This window comes from Frankia sp. RB5 (genome assembly GCF_059816245.1).
Map to the genome: position 1 here is coordinate 1 of NZ_JCBATA010000067.1, position 18372 is coordinate 18372.

Below are 18372 nucleotides of genomic sequence, written 5' to 3' on the forward strand. Positions count from 1 at the left end.
TCGGAATGGCGCCGCCGGCACCAAGCACTCGGCCGCTACTACCACTACCAAACCCGAATCCGCGCCGCCCAGCGCCACGCCATAGCAGCAACAGCCACACGAGGATCACTGCAACTGTAGTACTAGACTAGGCCTAGTCTACTACCAGCCTCTCGCACGCTGACGCACATTCACGCAGCCCCGCCGGCACTACCTGGAAACTGGCGTGCCGTGGTCCCTCTGTATGGACGCCCGACCTGGAATCCACTCGATCGGGTCCGCGCACGATGGTGGTCAAGAAACGCGCGCCCGAATGCCCAGGCCTCGGTGTCGCCAGCCACGTGGATGGTTCAGGGGCGGGTCGGGGGACTCTGCAGCGCCCGCGTCAGGCTGGCTCGGTCGGCTCGGTGGCCCAGGCGGCGGGGGCCTTGGCGAGCAGCGCCCGCGTCGCCAGGCGATGGAGCTCGGCGCGCTCGGCCGGGCTCAGGATCGTGAGCACGCCGTGGCTGGACTCGTCGAGCTCTGTCTCGGCCTGGCGCATGACCTGTCGCCCGCTCTCGGTAATGGTCAGGACCTGCCGGCGGCGGTCTCGGGTGTCGCGCTCCCGGCCGATGAACCCCGCGTCCTGGAGGCCGTCGAGATGGGCGACCAGGTCGCCGCTGTCCAGGCCGAGCCGCTCGGCGACGTTTTTCTGGAAGCACGGTCCGAACTCGGCCAGGCAGCAAAGGATCCCATGCTGCGCCTGACTGATCGCCAGCGGGGCGAGTTGCTCGGCACAGTCCTGGCGCACCAGGGCTGCCAGCCGGATCAGCGCATAGCTACCCCGGTTACGTAGCGCTGCCGGCAACAGCGCGGCAGATTCAGCCACACCTCACCGTACCAGCCAAGGGTGGCCGTGCCATCGACTGGCATCACCATTGACTGGTGATGCCAATCATTGGCAGGATCGGACGCATGTCGGATGATCTGCTCCCCGGACGGTGGGCCATGCTGCCCGTGGTCCTTGCCGCGACCTTTCTGTACGGCTTCGACTTCAATGTGGTGAACGTGGCGCTGCCGTCGCTGCATACCGACCTGCGCGCCGGGCCGGTCGCGCTCGAGCTGGTGACGGGCGGCTACGCGTTCGCGTACGCCACGGGGCTGGTCATCGGTGGCCGGCTCGGGGACCTGGCCGGTCACCGACGGATGTTCCTGCTGGGGATGAGCGCCTTCACGTCCACATCGGTGCTGTGCGGGCTCGCGCAGAGTCCGGGCCAGCTTGTCGCCGCGCGGCTGCTGCAGGGGCTCGCGGCCGCGCTGATGGTGCCCCAGGTGCTCGCCCTGATCACCAGAGTGTTCCCGGCGGCCGAACGCGGGGGCGCGCTGGCCTGGTTCGGCGTCACCGGCGCGTTGAGCAGTGTGGCCGGTCAGGCGCTGGGTGGGCTGCTGCTCGACGCCGACGTGGCGGGGCTGCGCTGGCGCGCCATCTTCCTTGTGAACCTGCCGGTCGGACTGGCCATCCTGGCGTGCGCGTGGCGGATGCTGCCGGCGACCCGGTCGGCAAGCCGTCCCACGTTGGACATCCTAGGGGCCGTCGGCGTGTCGGGCGCGATCGCGCTCGCGTTGGTCCCCGCGGTGGTCGGCCGCGACGTCCAGGGGAAGCCCTGGGTCTGGGCGACGCTCGTCGCCTCGGCGCCGACGCTGCTACTCACGTTGCGTCACGAGACCCGACTCGCTCATCGGGGCGGTACGCCCTTGCTCGACCTGTCGCTCTTCGGGAGCCGCGCGTTCGTGGCGGGCCTTGCGATTGCCGTCGCGTTCATGGCCTTCTTTACCAGCAGCCTGTTCACGATCAGTCTGCTGCTACAAACAGGGCTTGGACTGAGCCCGCTTCGCGCGGGCCTGAGCCTCGGACCGTTCGCGCTGATGGCGATCACGACGGCGCTAGGCGGCCGTCGCCTCGTCATCCGTTACGGAGCGCCGACTGTGATTCGGGCCGGCTGCGTGCTGAGCGCTCTCGGTATCGTGCCGCTGGCCGCCACGCTGACGATCGCGGGCGCGCACACTGGCGTCGCCTGGCTCGTCCTGGAGCTCGCCCTCGTCGGCGCGGGAAACTCTGTGATCCTGACCGCCTACCTGGGCGCCGTACTCTCCGGCGTGCGTCCTGACCAGGCCGGCATCGCCTCCGGCACCCTCAACACGATCCAGCAGCTCGCCGGGACGGCGGGCCTCGCCATCATCGGCGATGTCTTCTTCGCCCTCCTCGGCGCGCACCCCGACCCGGCCCGCTATGCCCATGCCACCGCCGGCGCACTCTGGCTCGGCCTCGCCCTGGTCATCCTGATCGCGGTGCTCACCCGACTCCTCACTGCACCCGCAACGGTCCCCGCCAGCCCTGTCGCGGACGCACTGACCCCCGCGGCAGCGAGGCCAGCCGATCGCCGCATCCCCCGCGGCCTGCTCCGACGAGGCGCGTGAGCCGCTCGCCGTGACGGCTTCCTGCGCGGCTCATCAGCGCCCGCGCGGCCAGCATGTCGACAGCGACGTGGTGATCCGGATGTTCCCGTGCCCAGGCGATGACGGTGACCAGCCGTTGGTCCTCACTGTCCGAGGCGACGGGGCCACGGTGGCGGGCAGCCCGATGGTGGAGTGATCTGGGCAGGCCACCGCCTCCGAACCCACGTCCGTCAGCGGGGGAGGGCGGCGTGCCGTTCCAGAAAGTCGGCGACATCCCTCTCTGCCTCGATCGGTAGTGGATACACGAGGAGGCGGTCGACCCCGAGTTCCGCGTACCGGCGAGCCTCGTCGGCGGTGACCTCGACCGGGTTGAGCTGCATGTAGATGATTTCCAGGGGGCCGAGACGGGCCGGTCTCTCGATCGCGGCCGCCGCCGCCGCGAGGCCGGACAGGTGGGTGGGCAGGTCGGCGGCTGTGCCGTTACCGAACCATCCGTGTCCACGAGCGACCGCGCGCCGGTAGGCGGCCGGGCTGTGGCCGCCGATCACGACTCGCGGGCCGCCCGGACGCGCCGGCCGCGGGTGCGCGTCGACGTTCCCGAACGAGACGTACTGCCCGTCGTAGGAGGGCTTGGGATCGAGCCAGAGCGATGTCATCGCGTCCAGATACTCGTCCGTTCGACGGCCACGCCCCGCCATTGGCACCCCTACGGCGGTCATCTCCGGCTCCAGGTACCCGGCGCCGATGCCGAGCAGCACCCTTCCTCCGCTCAGCACGTCCAGGCTCGCCACCTGCTTGGCCAGGACCAACGGGTTGCGCTGGGGAAGGATGATGATCCCGGTGCCGAGCTCGAGCCGCCGGGCGGCGGCGGCCACAAATGTCAGATGTACCAATGGGTCAAGGACCGGGTCTGTCGCGTCCATCGGTGAGGGCGGCACCCTCGGGCTGGGCAGGACGACATGCTCGCCGGCCCACCAGGAGCGATATCCCAGCTCCTCGGCCAGGCGGGCCAGCCGCACGGTTGCCTCCGGGCCGACCGTCGCCTTGGCGTTCAGTCCACTGACACCCAGTTCCACGCCTGCGCTCCTTCGGAAGCTTCTATCGGGTCCTCGCCCGCCGGTCGTCGTGCCGACCGGAGGCCAGGGCCGGGCCGTCGGGTGGCGGCGCCGGTGCGGCGGTGATTCTCGAGACTGGCTCCTGGCGGTTGGAGGCCCGCGAGGCCAGCGTGCCCGCACTGCTCCGGGCTGGTCCAAGACCCGTTGTTATAACCAGTGGCTATGGATGTACATGTACGGGACCTCCGCTACTTCGTCGCGGTGGCTGAGGAACAGAGTTTCACCCGGGCGGCGAGCCATCGGCTGTTCATCTCGCAGCCCGCTGTGAGCAAGCAGATCCGTCAGCTGGAGCAGTCGCTGGGGGCCGCCCTGTTCGATCGGGACCGGCGGACGGTCCGGCTGACCCCGGCCGGCGAGGCCCTGCTGCCGCTGGCCAGGCGACTCACCGAGGACTGGGAGGCGGCGCTGCTCGCCGTGGCGGAGGCATCGGCCCAGGCCGGGGCGACGGTGCGGGTGGGATTTCAGACCCGGATCGGCCGCGGCCTCATCCCGGACGTCACCACGCGGATGCGCCAACGGCTTCCCGGCTGGAAGCTGGTCTTCCGCCAGGTCTCCTGGTCCGATCCCACGGTCGGCCTGGCGGGCGGCGAGGTGGACGTCGCGATCGCCTGGCTGCCGGTGCCTGACACAGGATCGCTCTCCTGGCGGGTCGTGGCACGCGAGGACGTCTGGGTCGCGCTTCAGCCCCGGCACCGCCTGGCTGGCCTGGCAACGGTGCCCTTCGTCGATCTGGTCGACGAGCCCTTCATCGCGCTGCCGCGGACTGCCGGCGCCCAACGGGACTTCTGGCTCGGAGCGGGCGCCCGGCAGTCCTCGGCCGTCATCGCGGGGGAGGCGGAGACCGCCGAGGAGGCGTTCGAAGCGGTCGCCTCCGGGTTGGGGATCACCTTGCTCGCGGCCGGTAACGCCGAGATCTACCACCGCGACGACGTCGTGTGCCGGCCCGTCAGTGGACTGCCGCCCAGCGAACTGGCCGTCGTCTGGCGCACGGTGGACAACCGGCCGTTCGTCGACGTCTTCGCCGACACCTGCCACGACTGCTCCCGCACGCCGTCGCGGGAGGCCACGCGGCCTGGGCCTGAGCCGGACCAGGGCGCCGGGAGCGAACGTCGGCTGATCGGGTCCTGAGACAGGGGGGCATGACCCGGCCCGAGGAGCGGCGGCCGGTGGGCTCTTGGTGCCTGCTGCCGCGGGACGAGGTGGCGCCACCGGCGTCGCACGGCGGGGAGAACTGTGCGGCATGGGCTCGGACATGCGCCATAGGCTCGGACACGGAAAGCCTCCTGGTGGGACGCGACCCGGTTGATCGATCCGGCGGCGGCCGAGGTGCTGTCACTACGCCCGGTCGGGACCGGCGTGATCTGGCAGGGCGCGGAGAAATCCGTCGATGAGGCTGCGCAGGCCGAGGGAGTAGGTGTCCCGGCTGGCAAGGCTGGCCCAGCGTCCCGCCAGGGCTGCGAGGTGCGGGAGTTCGGTGGGGTCGGCGGCGTGCAGGAGGGCGTCGCGCCGGGCCGGACGGTCGTTCTCGGCCCGCTGGAGCACACGGCCGGCCCGAATCAGGATCTCGCCAGCCGTGTAGTACCAGATGCTTCGGTACAGGTCCACGGCCTGCTCCGGAGTACATCCGCATTCGATGGCTCCGTCGAGCACCATCTCCACCATCCACAGCGCCGCCCGGCCCGTCTGGTTGTCCTGGATGAGCACCTCGACGATCCAGGGCCAGGCGGCGAGCGTCTCCCGGATGACCGTCGCGGCCGTGATGATGCGTTCGCGCGGAGGCCGTCTGTGTCCTGTCCGGGCAGGCCCGCCTCCACCTGCGACCCGACGAGGCGCATGAGGAGCCGGCCGTGGTCACCCTGGTCGCCGGGACCGGATTCGTCGTTCCGCGCGGTCGTTGGCACCGCTTCGAGCTGGACGCCCCGAGCGACCTTGTGAGCATCGCGCTGCGCTCCGGCTCCCGGCTGGAGAAGCGAGCATGACGAGCTCCGAGACGGCGGCCCCCACCGTGCCCGCGGACCTCGCCGGGGTGCTCGGTCTCGCCGCCGTCCTTGCGTTGGTCGCACTACCGGCAGCTCGGCCCTCCGGGCGCGCGATACCGGTGGCGAGCCGACGGTTGCCCATGGCCGGCGATTCGACTCGAGACGGCACGTTGCCAGTAGTGAGAACACCGTGATGTCGGTTGTCGGTGAGGCGGACGCCGCCGCCCGCGAGGCCTGCTGCGAGCTGGGCGCCACCGTCGCCGCGTCGCTCGCGCGCGGGTAGGACCCCGACTTCCCGGATTACTTTGATCATTGTTGCGTAAAGGTGTCGAGGTGGTCGAGTGCCCAGGCCTCAAAGCTGGTGGCGGGGCGTCCGAGGAGCTGGTGCACGTCCTCGGTGAGGACCGCGTTGCGTCCCGCCCGTGCCCACCCGGAACCGGTGACGATGACGTCGACGACGGAGCTGTCCAGTCCGGAGGCGACCATCTCGTTGCGTACCACGTCGAGCGGTACGTCGATAGTGGTGACCGGGCTGCCGAGCAGCCTTTCGAGCTGGGCGGCCTGGTCGGGCACGGCCAGCAGGTCCGGGCCTGTCAGGGTGTAGGTCTGACCCGCGTGCGCGCAGGAGACCAGGGCTTCGACGGCGACCGCGGCCACGTCGCGCGGGTCGACGACGCCCTGCCTGCCGTTCCCCGTCAGGTTGCGCACCGGGGTTCCCGATCTGATCGCTGGGGCCCAGTACAGGGTGTTCGACGCGAAAGCGGACGGCCGCAGCACCGTCCAGGCGATGCCACTGGTGCGCACAGCCCGCTCCGCCTGCTGGTGCCAGGCGCCTACTGTCCTGTTGTGGTCGTCGGTCTCGCCGGTCCCGATGGCTGAGAGTTTCACCACTCGGCGCACGCCGGCCGCGACGGCGGCTTCGAGCAGGGCCACGTCGTGGTGGGGCGAGGGTGATGCTGGCGCGGTCAGCAGGAACACGCTTTCGACGCCGGCGACCGCCGCGCGAAGCGACGCGGAGTCGTCGAAGTCGGCCCGCGCGATGTCCACACCGAGCGAGGCGGGAACGTTCGCGGGGTTGCGCGTCATCGCCCGGACCGCCGCGCCACGGGCGACCAGAAGTCGGACGACTTCGCGACCGACGGTGCCGGTGGCACCGGTGACAAGGATCATGTGGGCAACGGTGCCAGCGGGCATACCGCGGTGGATAGGAAATCTCGGCACGCCCTGTCGGCGCTGCCACCGCGGCCGCTTACCACGGACAGGCATCTATCGTGGGGCCGGTGGTGAATGACGACTGGGAACGCGTCACTCCGCTGCCTGTCGGGCTGCGGCCATGGATCTCGCAACTGAGCGCCGCCGCGTCCGGCGGCGCGCCGGCGCACCACGTCCGCGCCGAGGCTCCGGACGCCGCGACGGCGCTGGTCGTACGGACGACCGGCGATCGCACTGAACTCGTGGTCATGGGGCCTCGTACTCGCGCCGAATATTTCGAGGTGAGCCGGGTGCCGTTCTGCGTCAAGATGCGAATGCGGCCCGGCCGGGCTCAGTCGCTGCTGGGATTTCCCCTGCGCGGACTCGTCAACCGAGTCGTCCCGCTGAGGGACCTGTGGGGTGTGGCGGGTGATCGGCTCGCCGATGAGCTGTCCAAGCTCGGGCCAGATCTCACTGCGGTAGTCGGACTACTTGCGGCCACGCTGACGGACCAGGTGCGGACTCGGTCGCGTCACGACCTGGCTCGTGATGAACTCGTGCGCAGCGCGACCATCGCCCTGACCTCCCTGACCAGCTCTGGACCGCGGGTTCGGGTGACAGCCCGGCGCCTGAACGTCAGCGAGCGACACCTGCGCACTCTCGTCACCGACGCCGTCGGCATTCCGCCCAAACAGGTGGCCCGCATCGCGCGGACGCGACATGTGCTCGCGGGCGTCAGCCAGCAGTCCCTTATCCATCTCGCCGCCGAAGCAGGTTACTACGACCAGTCCCACATGACCGCCGAGTTCCGCCGCATGATGGGCGTCTCTCCCGGAGCTTTCGTCACCGGGCAGATGCCCGCCGCCATGCCCTGCCATTGAGCACCCTTGTTGATGTTAGTTTTGCGACCAGTTCTACTATCCCGTGCTTGAGGCCGCCGTCGGCCGCCCCTGTGCCTCTACGTCCACGGCGGCAGCGACACGACCGGCGCGATCCGCGGGGTCGAGGCCATCACGACCGCCCTGAAGTGGAAGCGCCTGCGTGAGCCACTGTCGATCGTCGGCGCGGTGGACGCCGAGGCATGCTGGGAGCTCGGGGCGACGGTCGCTGCCAGCCTGATGCCCGTGTGATCTGGACGGGCCAGGACTCAGGGCTCCGAGCCGCGGCGCCCAGGTCTACCGGCCAGCCACCCGGGCCCCGTCAGAGCACGGCGGATCTGGCGGACCGTCGGCCCGATCTTGTGGTCGTGCCTCCACGGGGCCGATAGATTGCGAGCATGGTCGGCGACCTGTTTACCGGAACCGCCGTGCACTACGCACGCCACCGACCCGGCTACCCGACGGCGTTCCTGACCGAAGTCGCGCGGCGGTTTTCCCTCCCGGGGACGGGTCGGCTTCTCGACCTCGGCTGCGGACCCGGAACTCTCACCATCGCGCTGGCCGGCCAGGTGCACGACGCCGTCGGTGTCGACCCCGAAGCCGACATGCTCGCGGAGGCGGCACGGCAGGCGCGCCTCGCGCGTATCCGCAACATCAGGTGGGTAGAGGCACGAGCGGAGAACCTCCCCCCAGACCTCGGCGGATTCCAGTTCGCGACCATGGGCCGCTCGTTCCACTGGATGGACCGAGACCGGGTGCTGACAATGCTTGCCGATATGATCACCCCGACCGGTGGCCTTGTGATCGTCAACGACAACTGCCTCGTCCGGCCAGCCACCGACTGGCAACGTGCCATCGAAGAAACACAGGCGAAGTTCCTCGGAACCGTCCGCCGCGCAGGCAGTGGCGTCTTCGCGCCGCCCACGGAGCCCCATGAGACTGTCCTGGCCCGATCTCGGTTCCGCCAGGCCGAACGTATCGTCTACGAGTTCGAACGGCAGTGGACGGTCGAACAGATCGTCGGCTACCTGTACTCGACCTCGTTCCCCATCAGGCGACTGCTGGGTGAGCGCCGAGCCTCCTTCGAGAAGGAGATCATCGAAGCGCTGCGTGCTTACTCGCCGGACGGCAGGTTCACCGAACCGGTGCACCTCGAAGCGATCTTTGCGTCCTTGAACATCTGATCGTGGGCGCCGCGTCTGGCTGGTCCCCGTCGACCTCCAAAGCAGGTTCTCGCCGATCTTTCTCTGTGCTCTGCGCGACAGCGCGACCTCGACGTGCGGCGGCCGCGACCAAACGGAACCGCTCCTGGATGAGGATGTTCCGGAAGGCGACTATTCGAGGGAGCCCGGGGATCGCGGCCGCGAGGCCCGGGGCGACCTTGGATAGTTGGTTGAGTGCCTCGCCGATGATTTCGAACTCGCGCTCGGCGGCGGCGCGGAGCATCGCGTTCGCCTGATAGCCGGCAAAGCGCTGTCCATGGGCGAAGCTTCTGGCGAGTCCAGCCGCGTTCGCGGCATCGCAGAGGTATTTTCGCGGGTCAGGCGGCATACGATCGGCGCGGTGCGGGCGGTGGGTGATCGGTACCCCGGACGCGAAGGACGGGGAGGCCTGCTGGGAGCTGGGCGCCAGCACGGTGGCGAGCCTGATGCCGTAGCACTCGGATCTGGTGGGGCATCGAGGAGGATTCATGCGCCATGCATGAATCCGTGGTAGCGTGGATCTTATGAGCGAGTCCGCCGACGGGAGCGGCATCGTCCAGGTGCGCGATGTCGATCCGACGACGCTCGCGGTCCTCCGCGAACGGGCCAGATCGCTCGGTCAGTCGCTGTCCGGGTACTTGCGGGACCTGATGGATGCCGATGCGGCCACGGAGACCAACGCCGAGGTCATCGCCCGTATGGCCCGCGACAGGGAACCGGTGGGGCTCACCATGGACGACATCCTCGCGGCGCGCGACGAGGGGCGGCGTTGACCCTCACGTACGTGGTCGACTGCTCGCTCGTCATTGACGTGCTGTCGGTCCGCGATGGCGACGAGGTGCTCCGGCAGCGCCTGTCCGCCCCGCGGACACTGCACGCCCCGCACCATCTCGACGTCGAGGTCGCGTCAACAGTCCGCGGGCTTGCCGCCGGAAAGAAGATCACTGCTCATCGTGGCGAGCAGATGTTGGCTGACTACGCGCGCCTGCGGATCACCCGTCATCCGGTCTGGCCCTACCACCCCCGGATGTGGCAGCTGCGGCACACCCTCGGTGCTTACGACGCCGCCTACATCGCACTCGCCGAAGCACTCGGCTGCAACCTGCTCACCGGCGACATCAAACTCAAGAACGCTGCCGGACACCGCGCGACGGTCATTGTCACCCGATAGCGGCCGCGGCTGCTACCACGTGCTCGGAGAATCCTGACCGCGCAGCCCGCCAGCAGAGGACGGCGGCGGTGGCAGGGACGGACGACCCCGTACGATGAGGCACCACCGGCGGACAGCGAAGATCAACCATCCGACGATGCGCGACGCGACACCCAGGCCAGGCCGAACCGGTAGGGGTGGTCAGGAACGTGCGGTGCGCGCTCCCGTGGCCTCTCTCGAAGGTGGGATATAGGCCCTGACATCGTCGAACGGATCCACAAGTCCTGAGTTTGCCCGTCAGTATGCAGAGAAGCATCTGGATCTCAGAGGTGGTAGACGTCTCGTCGGTGCCGGATGGAGTGGATTTCTACCAGATGCTTGGCGGCGTCGATGCGGTAGATGATGCGGTAGGTTCCGCGACGCGCCGAGTAGAAGCCGTCGAAGGGTTCGTCCAGCGGCTTGCCCACCCGGTGGGGGTTCGTGGCGATTGCTCGCTGAATCGTTTCCAGCGCGGCGGCCGCGACCTCCAAGGGCAGATCCTCGTGGAGGTTTCTCCGTGCCCTGCGCGACAGTGCGATTTCGTAGGGTGCGCTGTCGGCGGCTGTCACCCTCCGCCGGCCCGTCGTTGCTTCAGTTCGGCCGCGACGTCGCCCAGCGTGAAGGTGTCGCCCGCGGCGAAGTCGTCCCGGGACTGCCGCAGATCCGCGAGGGCCTCGTCGTCCGACAGGAGATCGAGGGTCTCGCGCATCGACTCGTACTCGGCGACGGAGATCAACATCACGTCCGCACGCCCGTTGCGCGTGATCGTGAAATGATCATGCTGGCTGGCCACCCGCTCGGCCAGCTCGGCGATGCGGGCCTTCGCCTCGGTGATAGGAATGGTCTCCACGGAGGTCATTATAGGGACCGGTCGCTTTTCGGGTCGTTCTGGAGGGTGTCTGGCCTCGAGCTGCTCGTCCGGCGGGGCTGTCGTTGACGGGGCAGGTGAGAAGGGCAGCCGCGCGGAGGATGGGCGAGGAGGCCAAGGGTTGGGAGGCGTGCTGGGAGCTGGGAGCCACCGTGGCCGCGAGCCTGATGCCCTAGTCCGGCCCGGCCGAGCCCCGCCGACCTCGCGATCCTCTGTGGCGCCGTCCTCGACACGCTCCGCGCCGCCGGCTACCGCTACATCCTCGAAGACCGCCGCGGCCACATCACCGCGACCGCGGCCCCCAACCTCCACGACTTTCCCTGACAAGACCGACACACCGGCCACGCGAGCGATGCCACGCCCTCCCGGTCGTGACGCGAGCATGCACGAGCCCTGATGCGACACCACCGACCGACCTGCGTCTTCTTCATCCTTTCTGCTATGGTCCGTACGCGCTGCGGGCGATACGTCATGTGCGAAATACGATCGCCGAGGAGGGCGGCAGTCGAGAGTTTCTCGATAAGCTACCCGCGACCTCGATCTGCGAACTTCGCAACGTTCATCAAAAACTAATACGCAAAGCCGACCTGTCGACGACTCGACGCCGCCGCTCGAGAGATCGACGAGGCCTGAGCCCGGAGACAGACATGATCGACGTGCCCGACCTCACGCGCCTGACGGAGATGCTGTCCAAAATCGACGTTCTGGACACCGGAGAAGCCCTCGAACTGCTACTCGGCGGGGACGCGGAGACAGCCGCCGACCTGGCCGGTTACTGCACGGTCAAGCACATCGCTCTGGCCGTCTTCCCGGACCGGGCGAGCGAGGTCGTCGACTTCCTCCGGCTGAGCGGCCTGGCGGTGGGCGAGCCGGTTCCGAGCACCCTCGTCCGGGCCCGGCTGGCCGACCGGTACGGCCGGGCCCCGGAGGCTCTTTCGGTGTCCATCGTGACCGGCATGCGACCGAGCCGCCCACACCACGCACTCGAGGTCTTCGTCGTTCCCGGGCTCGAGAACCGGGCGGACGAGAACGGCATCGCCGCCCGCGAACGGCTCGGTGCCTTCGAGACGCACATCGCCTTCGAAACGGCACCGGAATCCCTCGACATCACGCGGGAACTGATCTCGCACCGGACCAGCCTGCGGGCCGACGGCGGTGGTCACAACTCCTTCGAACAGGCCGGCCAGGGCGGCCGCTCGGTGTTCTACTTCGCCATGGCAGACGACGGCAGCACGGGTGGGTGCGGATTCCGCCGGCTCGAACTGTTCTGCGGAGGACATCGCCAGAGGGCGCTCGCCGAACATGCGGCCGAGTACACGGCCCAGCGCACCGCCGAGCATGTGACGGTCGCCGAGCATGTGACGGTCCCGGCATCGAGGATCCCGGGGGCGGAGCCGGAGATACGTCTGCTCGAGCTGGTGACCGGGCATATCACGACGAAGGCATTGTCCGTGACCGCGGAACTGGGTATCGCGGACGCTCTGGCCGCCCGTCCGTTGACCGGACCACAGGTTGCCTCGACAGTCGGCGCCGAGCCTTCCGCGGTGACGCGGCTGCTGCGCTACCTCGCCGGTCTCGGTGTCGTGGCCGTTGCGGGCGACCACTACGCGAGCACGCCGATCCTCGAACTGCTACGGCGGGACAGCGACTTCGCCGACCTGGCGCTTCTCTACGGCGGCGAGTTCTTCACCGCCTGGGGCGAGTTCGGACATGCGGTCCGGACCGGAGACAGCGCGTTCGGCCAGGTCTTCGGCCACGAGCACTTCGAGTACTTCAAGGACCATCCCGAACTGAGCGGACGGTTCAACCGGGCGATGGCGGCCTCCACGCAGGCGTTGATCGCCCGTCTGAGTGGCGCCTACGACTTCTCCGCGGCCCGTCGCGTCGTCGACATCGGCGGTGGTGACGGCACGTTGCTGCGCGCCATCCTGGACCGGGCTCCCCTGGCGACCGGCGTGCTGTTCGACCGGAGACACGTGATCACTGCCGGCTCGGTCACCGCGCGGTCGGTCATCACGGGTGCCGCCGCCGCGACCGACCGCGTCGAACTCGTCGAGGGAGACTTCTTCGACGAGGTGCCGGCACGGGGCGACCTCTATCTTCTGAGCCGGGTTCTGCACGACTGGAACGACGAGCGATGCGAGCGGCTGCTCGGCCGGTGCCGGGAGGCGATGCGGCCGGGGACCACCCTGCTCGCGATCGAGCGGGTGCTGTCCGACGAGTCCGTGTCCTCTCCCGCTCTCACCTGGGATCTGCAGATGCTCGCCATCACCGGTGGACGGGAACGGACTCGCCACGAGTACGCACGGATGATGGCGGACACCGGCTTCGTCCTCGAGACCGTCCTCCCCGTCTGGCACGGTCTCTCGTTGTTGGTGACGCGGGCGGCGTAGGGATTGGCCCGGCCTGGGAATCGCCCCTGGGATCTCTCACGGAGGTGCACGATGGCTCTGACCGTCGGCGACTACCACGCGAAGTCCGGCGTGGCCCTGCTCGGTCACACCCTCCCGAACCTGTTTCGCGCTGCGGTCGAATCTGGCCCGGATGGCGTGGCGTTCGCGGACGGGCATACATCGTGGTCCTGGCGGGAATGGTGGGAGGCCTCCGAAGCACTGGCCCGAGGCCTGCAGGAACACGGCGTGACCGCGGGCGAGGTAGTGGTCGCCCAGGTACCCAACAGTCACGATTTCCTGGTCCTGCACATCGCCGTGGCCGCTGTCGGCGCGGTGCTCCTGCCAGTCCATGGCAACAACGGCCCGCTCGACCTGGTGACGCTGGTGCGGCGGAGCGAAGCGCGGGTGGTGGTGGTGCCCGCCGAGCGGGTGACGCCGGAACTCGAGGAGTCGGCCGCCGTGGTTCTGGTGACGGGCTCGCGCCGGCGGGAACGGCACAGCACGGTACGCGACCTGATGGCAGAGTTCGCCGGCGTCCGGGCGAGGCCCGTCCAGGTGCGTCCGGACGATCCGTTCCTCCTGCTGCCGTCGTCGGCGACGACCTCGCTGCGGCCGAAGATCTCCATGCACAGCCACGACGGGTTGCTGTCGAACGCCGCCGCGGTCGTGGTCGCCGGGCCTCCGCGCCGGACGGACAGCATCATCAGCGCGAGCCCCTTCAGCCACCTGTTCGGGCTCCTGTCCGTCCACGTCAGCCTGTTCGCCAGGACCACCCAGCTCCTGCTGTCCGCCTGGGACAGCGAGCGGCTGATCAGCCTCACCCGAGCCGCGGTCGACTCCGTCGTGCTGTTCGCGGTGCCGACGCAACTGCGTGATCTGCTCACCCGGCTGGACGAGGTCAGCGCGGGCGATGGTGACGCGAGCGATGGCGGCCCACGGGAGTCCGTTCGCCTGCGCGAGGTGCGAACAGGCGGGTCGAAGGTGTCGTCCGCGCTGGTGGACGGCCTTCGCCGCCACTGTGCCGCGTCGGTCGTCGTGCAGTGGGGCATGTCCGAGCTGGGCGCCGGGTTGTTCACCAGCGCTCACGACCCGGACGAGGTTGCCACCCGCAGCATTGGCCGCCCGGTTCCCGGCGCCCGCGTGCGGGTGGTGCGCGAGGACGTCGACTGTGCGCCCGGCGACGTCGGCGAGCTGTGGGTGGCCAGTCCCTACGCGTTTCGGGGATATCTGGGCGACGCCGAGCTGTCGGCGCGGACGCTGCCGGCGGACGGCTGGCTGCGGACCGGCGACCTGGCCAGCGTGGACGCGGGCGGCCTCGTCGCGTTTCACGGCCGGATCGCCGAGCTGATCGACGTGGGTGGACAGAAGTTCAGCTCGATCGAGGTCGAGGAACTGCTCGCCGACCTGCCGGGCATCGGGCCCGCGGCGGTGGTGGGCCGACCGGATCCCCGCCTCGGTGAGTATCCGTGCGTCGTCGTCACGGAGGGGTCCACCGTGACCCTGCGCGACGTCACCGAGCACCTCGTCACCAAAGGCGTGGCACGCTACAAGATGCCGGTCGACATCGTCGTGCTGCCGGCGATACCGCGTACCGCGACCGGAAAGATCGCCCGACGCCGGCTGGCTGACCTGGTGGCCGAGTTCCCGGCCCAGCCGCCGGGACGAACGGTCGGACCGGCCGATTCCGCCTCGTTGCTGGATCTGGTCATGGCAAGGGCACGTGCTGTCATCGCGGAACTCTCGGGCGACGCCATCACCACGGAGCTGATGCGGCACACCCCTTTTCGTGACCAGGGCCTGACCTCGCTCGGCGCTGTACGGCTGGCCAACGAGCTTGGGGAGGCGACCGGGCTCGCGCTCGCCAGCACCGCGGTCTTCACCCATCCGACACCGGCCGCGCTCGCCGTCTACCTGGCCGGTGCCCATGACCTCGTCGATGCCGCAACCCTGAAGATCGACTTCGCGGCCGAGGGTCGGCTCGCGGACGACATCGTCCCCGCGGCCGAGGTGGTGGCCGCCGTGACCGAGCCGCGGCACCTGCTTCTGACCGGCGCCACCGGATTCGTCGGCGCCTTCCTGCTGCGAGACCTCGTGCGGGACACCGGTGCGGTCGTGCACTGCCTGGTCCGTGGCGCCACCGAACGGGACGCGCTGGCGCGGCTGCGCGCGAACCTGTCGTACTACCGGTTGGCGGTGGACCCGCCCCGGATCCAGATCGTGCTGGGCGACCTCGCCCAGCCGAGGCTCGGTCTGACCGAGGAACGCTTCGACGACCTCGCACGGCGTCTCGACGGCGTCTACCACGCCGGTGGCGAGGTGAACTGGTTGCTGCCGTACCAGGAGCTGAGGGCGGCGAACGTGTCGGGCACCGAGGAGATCCTCCGGCTGGCGGCCCGGCACCGTACGGTGCCGGTGCACCACATCTCGACCATCGGCGTGTTCGGGACGGCCGGTGCCGGAGAGGTTCCACTGCGTCCCGCCGATCCGACGGGGCCGCCGGAGGCCCTGGACAGCGGCTACCGCCAGAGCAAGTGGGTCGCCGAGGAAATGATCGATATCGCCCGGTCCCGCGGCCTGCCGGTCTCGATGTACCGGGTGGACGCCGTGTGTGGCGACCAGGTCAACGGCGCCTGCCAGACGCGGGACTTCGTCTGGCTCAGCGTCAAGGGGATGGTGCAGGCCCGGTCCGCGCCGTGTGATCTCGGCGGGGCGTTCCGCATGGTCCCGGCCGACTATGTGAGTGGTGTGGTCACGGTGCTGTCCCGGGGCATGGCCGGCGGCACGTTCCATGTGCAGAACGACACGGCGCTGTCCTTCGCCACCCTGGTGCGGCAGCTGCGATCGTGTGGTTACCAGATTGAGAACCTGGACGCCGTCGACTGGGCTGAGCGGGTACGGGCCGACCTCCACAACGTCCTCAACCCCCTGCTCGACACATTCCAGACGATCACGGCAACGGGCGCGGGCGACCTCCCGCCGCTGGATACCAGCGCCACGCTCGCGGCGGGCGGTATCGCCTGCCCGGCCATCACGCCGGAGCTGGTCGAGACCTATGTGACGTTCTTCGTGACGACGGGGTTCCTCCCCGCGCCGAACACGGCACCGGCGGCGGCAGCGGTGGCGTTGCGGCCAGCCTGATACCCGATCGACGCGGGCTAACCAGCTGGCCCGGGTCCGGTCCGCATCGTCCGGCCGGGAGGTCTGCGGCCAACCGCTCGTCATGGGCCAGCGATACTGGGGCTCGGGTGGGGCGGACTCGCCCTGGGAACGTGGAGGCGGCATTGACTGAGCAGGCGGTAGCCCGGAACGAGATCGGCAGCGCGAGCCGAGGAACCTCGACGAACGGCTTCGAACTGATCTGCGAGATCGAACCGCCGACTCGGCCCGATCTCACCCACGCCCGCCACCAGATCGGCGTTCTTGCCCCCGTCGCCGACGCCTTTCTGATTCCCGACAATCACCTGGGGCGCGCGACGGTGTCCAGCATTGCCGTCGCCCATGAGGTTCAAGCGATGGGCGGGCACAGTATCGCCTGTGTGAACTCCCGCGACCGCAACCTGCTCGGGTTCCGCCGCGACCTGCTCACCGCCGCTGCCTACGGCGTCGGGGAGTTCCTCTTCGTCCAGGGCGACAAACCCACCGCCGGGAACCGGACCGGCGACCTCACCGTACGCGCCATGATCGAGGAAGTTCGCGCGGTCGCCGACGACCCGGTCTACGCCGGCCGGCCCCCCTTCCGCGTCGGCACGGCGGCGGGCCTGCGAGCGCTGCCCGCCTGGAAGCACGCGGCCGACTTCGTCTTCGTCCAGGTCAGCTACTCGGTGGACGCCCTTCTGCGCTGGCGCGATACCCACCCGATCGATCGGCCTGTCTACGCGGGCGTGATGGTCCTTGCCAGCGCCGGGATGGCCCGGCGCCTCGCCACGACCATCCCCGACATCGACATCCCCACTGACCTCGTCGAACGGGTCGAGCGCGACCAGGCCGCAGGAGTCGACGCCGCCTGCGAACAAATCCTCCGCCTACGTGACAGCGCCGCGTTCACCGGTGTCCACCTGGTCCCCGTCAGCCGCTACCGCCAGGTCGCCGCCCACCTCGAAGGACTCCTCTGACCACGTTGGAAGCCCGGCCCCCCCTTCCCATGCCGTGGAGGTCGTCGCCGAAGACGACGGAGATCTGGGGCTGGCCGCCGAGCGCCTGGACGGAGCGGGCGATGACGTCGACGGTGGAGACTTCGCCGCGGTCGAACCGGGAGATCCAGCTCTTGCCGCGGGACCGTCGAGGAAGTCCAGCAACTCCGGCATGAGTGCGTCGGCCAGATCCTCTCCGGTCCGGACGGCCGGCCCGATCTCGCCCGCCGCCATCGTGGCCGCCGGCATTGCACGCGCGGCCGCCTCGGCGAGTGCGCGTGGGTGGCGCCAGTCGGTGCCGGCGAAGACCAGCGTCGGCACCCGGACCGCGGCCAGGTCGTCGACCTGGCGGAAGCTGCGGTCCCGCGCGATGGACGCGGCCGCGGCAATGCTGGCCGGATCGCTGCGTCGGATCGCGTCCGTGACCATCGCCTCGACGACCGGTGGCAGCCTGGCGACGATCGGCGCCCAGGCGGCCGCCAACCCCTCGTCGCGGACGCGGACGGCGAACGCGTCGAGGTACGCGATCTCGGCCCCCCTGGCCTCGTCGTCCTCGATGTCCTCGACGCCGAGGGCCACCACCGCCGTCACCCGGTCGGGCCGGGCGATGGCCAGACGAAGCGCAATCGTGGAGCCAAGCCCGACCCCGGCCACCACCACACCCACGTTCGCCGCCACCACGCCGGCCTCGGCGAGCCCGTCGAGCACCGTGAGGACGTCGACGGTGTACTGGTCCCAGGTGTGGCGGGCCGGGTCGCGGCAGACGGAGCCGCCGTAGCCCCGGATGTCGGGCTGCACGACCATGTGACGGCCGGCCAGCCGCCGGGCGAACGGATCGAGACTGCGCCGGTCGGGACCGCCCGCGTGCAGCAGCACCACGACCGGGCCATGCCCGCTCACCTCCGCGACGAGAACACAGCCGTCGGGGGCGGAAATCCGATGCGGCACGGTCATGGGGCGGTCTCCCTGGCATCGGTTCTTCGTATCCGGACCGCCAGCATGGGCGCCGAGC

General features: G+C 69.6%; 18 protein-coding genes and 1 pseudogene. 11 read left to right on the forward strand and 8 right to left on the reverse strand.

Annotated elements, in window-relative coordinates:
- Window positions 1–364: 364 nt before the first annotated feature.
- Window positions 365–847 (reverse strand): MarR family winged helix-turn-helix transcriptional regulator, encoded by a 483-nt coding sequence (locus tag AC6EXY_RS26950; RefSeq protein WP_499818435.1) that lies wholly within the window; start codon window positions 845–847, stop codon window positions 365–367.
- A gap of 86 nt (window positions 848–933) precedes the next feature.
- Between AC6EXY_RS26950 and AC6EXY_RS26955 the strand changes: the two genes are divergently transcribed.
- Complete coding sequence (locus AC6EXY_RS26955; protein ID WP_499818434.1) at window positions 934–2436, forward strand: MFS transporter; 1503 nt, start codon at window positions 934–936, stop codon at window positions 2434–2436.
- A 209-nt stretch (window positions 2437–2645) separates the two neighbouring features.
- Here AC6EXY_RS26955 and AC6EXY_RS26960 read toward each other — a convergent pair whose 3' ends face one another.
- Window positions 2646–3491 (reverse strand): TIGR03619 family F420-dependent LLM class oxidoreductase, encoded by an 846-nt coding sequence (locus AC6EXY_RS26960; RefSeq protein WP_499818433.1) that lies wholly within the window; start codon window positions 3489–3491, stop codon window positions 2646–2648.
- A gap of 201 nt (window positions 3492–3692) precedes the next feature.
- Between AC6EXY_RS26960 and AC6EXY_RS26965 the strand changes: the two genes are divergently transcribed.
- Window positions 3693–4658: a LysR family transcriptional regulator gene (locus AC6EXY_RS26965; RefSeq protein WP_499818432.1), complete on the forward strand. Its 966-nt coding sequence runs from the start codon at window positions 3693–3695 to the stop codon at window positions 4656–4658.
- 207 nt (window positions 4659–4865) lie between these two features.
- Here AC6EXY_RS26965 and AC6EXY_RS26970 read toward each other — a convergent pair whose 3' ends face one another.
- Window positions 4866–5294, reverse strand: a complete 429-nt coding sequence (locus tag AC6EXY_RS26970) for a TetR/AcrR family transcriptional regulator C-terminal domain-containing protein (protein ID WP_499842428.1) — start codon at window positions 5292–5294, stop codon at window positions 4866–4868.
- A gap of 83 nt (window positions 5295–5377) precedes the next feature.
- On the opposite strand from AC6EXY_RS26970, the gene AC6EXY_RS26975 reads away from it, so the two are divergent.
- Window positions 5378–5509 carry a hypothetical protein gene (locus tag AC6EXY_RS26975; protein WP_499818431.1) on the forward strand — a complete coding sequence of 44 codons (132 nt, stop codon included), beginning with the start codon at window positions 5378–5380 and terminating at the stop codon, window positions 5507–5509.
- A 309-nt stretch (window positions 5510–5818) separates the two neighbouring features.
- On the opposite strand, the gene AC6EXY_RS26980 is transcribed toward AC6EXY_RS26975, so the two are convergent.
- Window positions 5819–6679, reverse strand: coding sequence for an NAD(P)H-binding protein (locus AC6EXY_RS26980; protein ID WP_499818430.1), 861 nt, complete (start codon window positions 6677–6679; stop codon window positions 5819–5821).
- 110 nt (window positions 6680–6789) lie between these two features.
- On the opposite strand from AC6EXY_RS26980, the gene AC6EXY_RS26985 reads away from it, so the two are divergent.
- From AC6EXY_RS26985 to AC6EXY_RS26995, 3 genes and pseudogenes are all read left to right on the forward strand, one after another.
- Window positions 6790–7581: an AraC family transcriptional regulator gene (locus AC6EXY_RS26985; protein WP_499818429.1), complete on the forward strand. Its 792-nt coding sequence runs from the start codon at window positions 6790–6792 to the stop codon at window positions 7579–7581.
- A gap of 43 nt (window positions 7582–7624) precedes the next feature.
- Window positions 7625–7830, forward strand: a pseudogene (locus AC6EXY_RS26990) (flavodoxin).
- A gap of 146 nt (window positions 7831–7976) precedes the next feature.
- Window positions 7977–8762: a class I SAM-dependent methyltransferase gene (locus AC6EXY_RS26995; protein WP_499818427.1), complete on the forward strand. Its 786-nt coding sequence runs from the start codon at window positions 7977–7979 to the stop codon at window positions 8760–8762.
- Here the strand turns inward: AC6EXY_RS26995 and AC6EXY_RS27000 are convergent.
- Window positions 8713–9333, reverse strand: coding sequence for a HepT-like ribonuclease domain-containing protein (locus AC6EXY_RS27000; protein WP_341477271.1), 621 nt, complete (start codon window positions 9331–9333; stop codon window positions 8713–8715). The two genes, AC6EXY_RS26995 and AC6EXY_RS27000, sit on opposite strands and share 50 nt — an antisense overlap.
- Here AC6EXY_RS27000 and AC6EXY_RS27005 point away from each other — a divergent pair.
- Window positions 9305–9553, forward strand: a complete 249-nt coding sequence (locus tag AC6EXY_RS27005) for a hypothetical protein (protein WP_101834775.1) — start codon at window positions 9305–9307, stop codon at window positions 9551–9553. The two genes, AC6EXY_RS27000 and AC6EXY_RS27005, sit on opposite strands and share 29 nt — an antisense overlap.
- Window positions 9550–9951, forward strand: coding sequence for a type II toxin-antitoxin system VapC family toxin (locus AC6EXY_RS27010; protein WP_101834725.1), 402 nt, complete (start codon window positions 9550–9552; stop codon window positions 9949–9951). Before AC6EXY_RS27005 ends, AC6EXY_RS27010 begins: the two co-directional genes overlap by 4 nt.
- Window positions 9952–10253: 302 nt before the next feature.
- Here AC6EXY_RS27010 and AC6EXY_RS27015 read toward each other — a convergent pair whose 3' ends face one another.
- Together AC6EXY_RS27015 and AC6EXY_RS27020 are read right to left on the reverse strand one after the other, a co-directional pair.
- A complete protein-coding gene (locus tag AC6EXY_RS27015) occupies window positions 10254–10460 on the reverse strand; it encodes a type II toxin-antitoxin system RelE family toxin (RefSeq protein WP_243408011.1) in 207 nt (68 codons plus the stop codon).
- 74 nt (window positions 10461–10534) lie between these two features.
- On the reverse strand, window positions 10535–10819 hold the full coding sequence (locus tag AC6EXY_RS27020) for a type II toxin-antitoxin system Phd/YefM family antitoxin (protein WP_101834777.1): 285 nt from the start codon (window positions 10817–10819) through the stop codon (window positions 10535–10537).
- Window positions 10820–11484: 665 nt separating this feature from the next.
- Here AC6EXY_RS27020 and AC6EXY_RS27025 point away from each other — a divergent pair.
- From AC6EXY_RS27025 to AC6EXY_RS27035, 3 genes are all read left to right on the forward strand, one after another.
- The gene (locus tag AC6EXY_RS27025; RefSeq protein ID WP_499818426.1) at window positions 11485–13230 is read left to right on the forward strand and encodes a methyltransferase; all 1746 of its coding nucleotides are present in this window, start codon (window positions 11485–11487) and stop codon (window positions 13228–13230) included.
- A gap of 51 nt (window positions 13231–13281) precedes the next feature.
- A complete protein-coding gene (locus tag AC6EXY_RS27030; RefSeq protein WP_499818425.1) occupies window positions 13282–16368 on the forward strand; it encodes a thioester reductase domain-containing protein in 3087 nt (1028 codons plus the stop codon).
- A gap of 173 nt (window positions 16369–16541) precedes the next feature.
- A complete protein-coding gene (locus tag AC6EXY_RS27035) occupies window positions 16542–17342 on the forward strand; it encodes a methylenetetrahydrofolate reductase (RefSeq protein ID WP_499818436.1) in 801 nt (266 codons plus the stop codon).
- Here the strand turns inward: AC6EXY_RS27035 and AC6EXY_RS27040 are convergent.
- Window positions 17253–18314: an alpha/beta fold hydrolase gene (locus AC6EXY_RS27040; protein WP_499818424.1), complete on the reverse strand. Its 1062-nt coding sequence runs from the start codon at window positions 18312–18314 to the stop codon at window positions 17253–17255. The two genes, AC6EXY_RS27035 and AC6EXY_RS27040, sit on opposite strands and share 90 nt — an antisense overlap.
- Window positions 18315–18372: the final 58 nt, after the last annotated feature.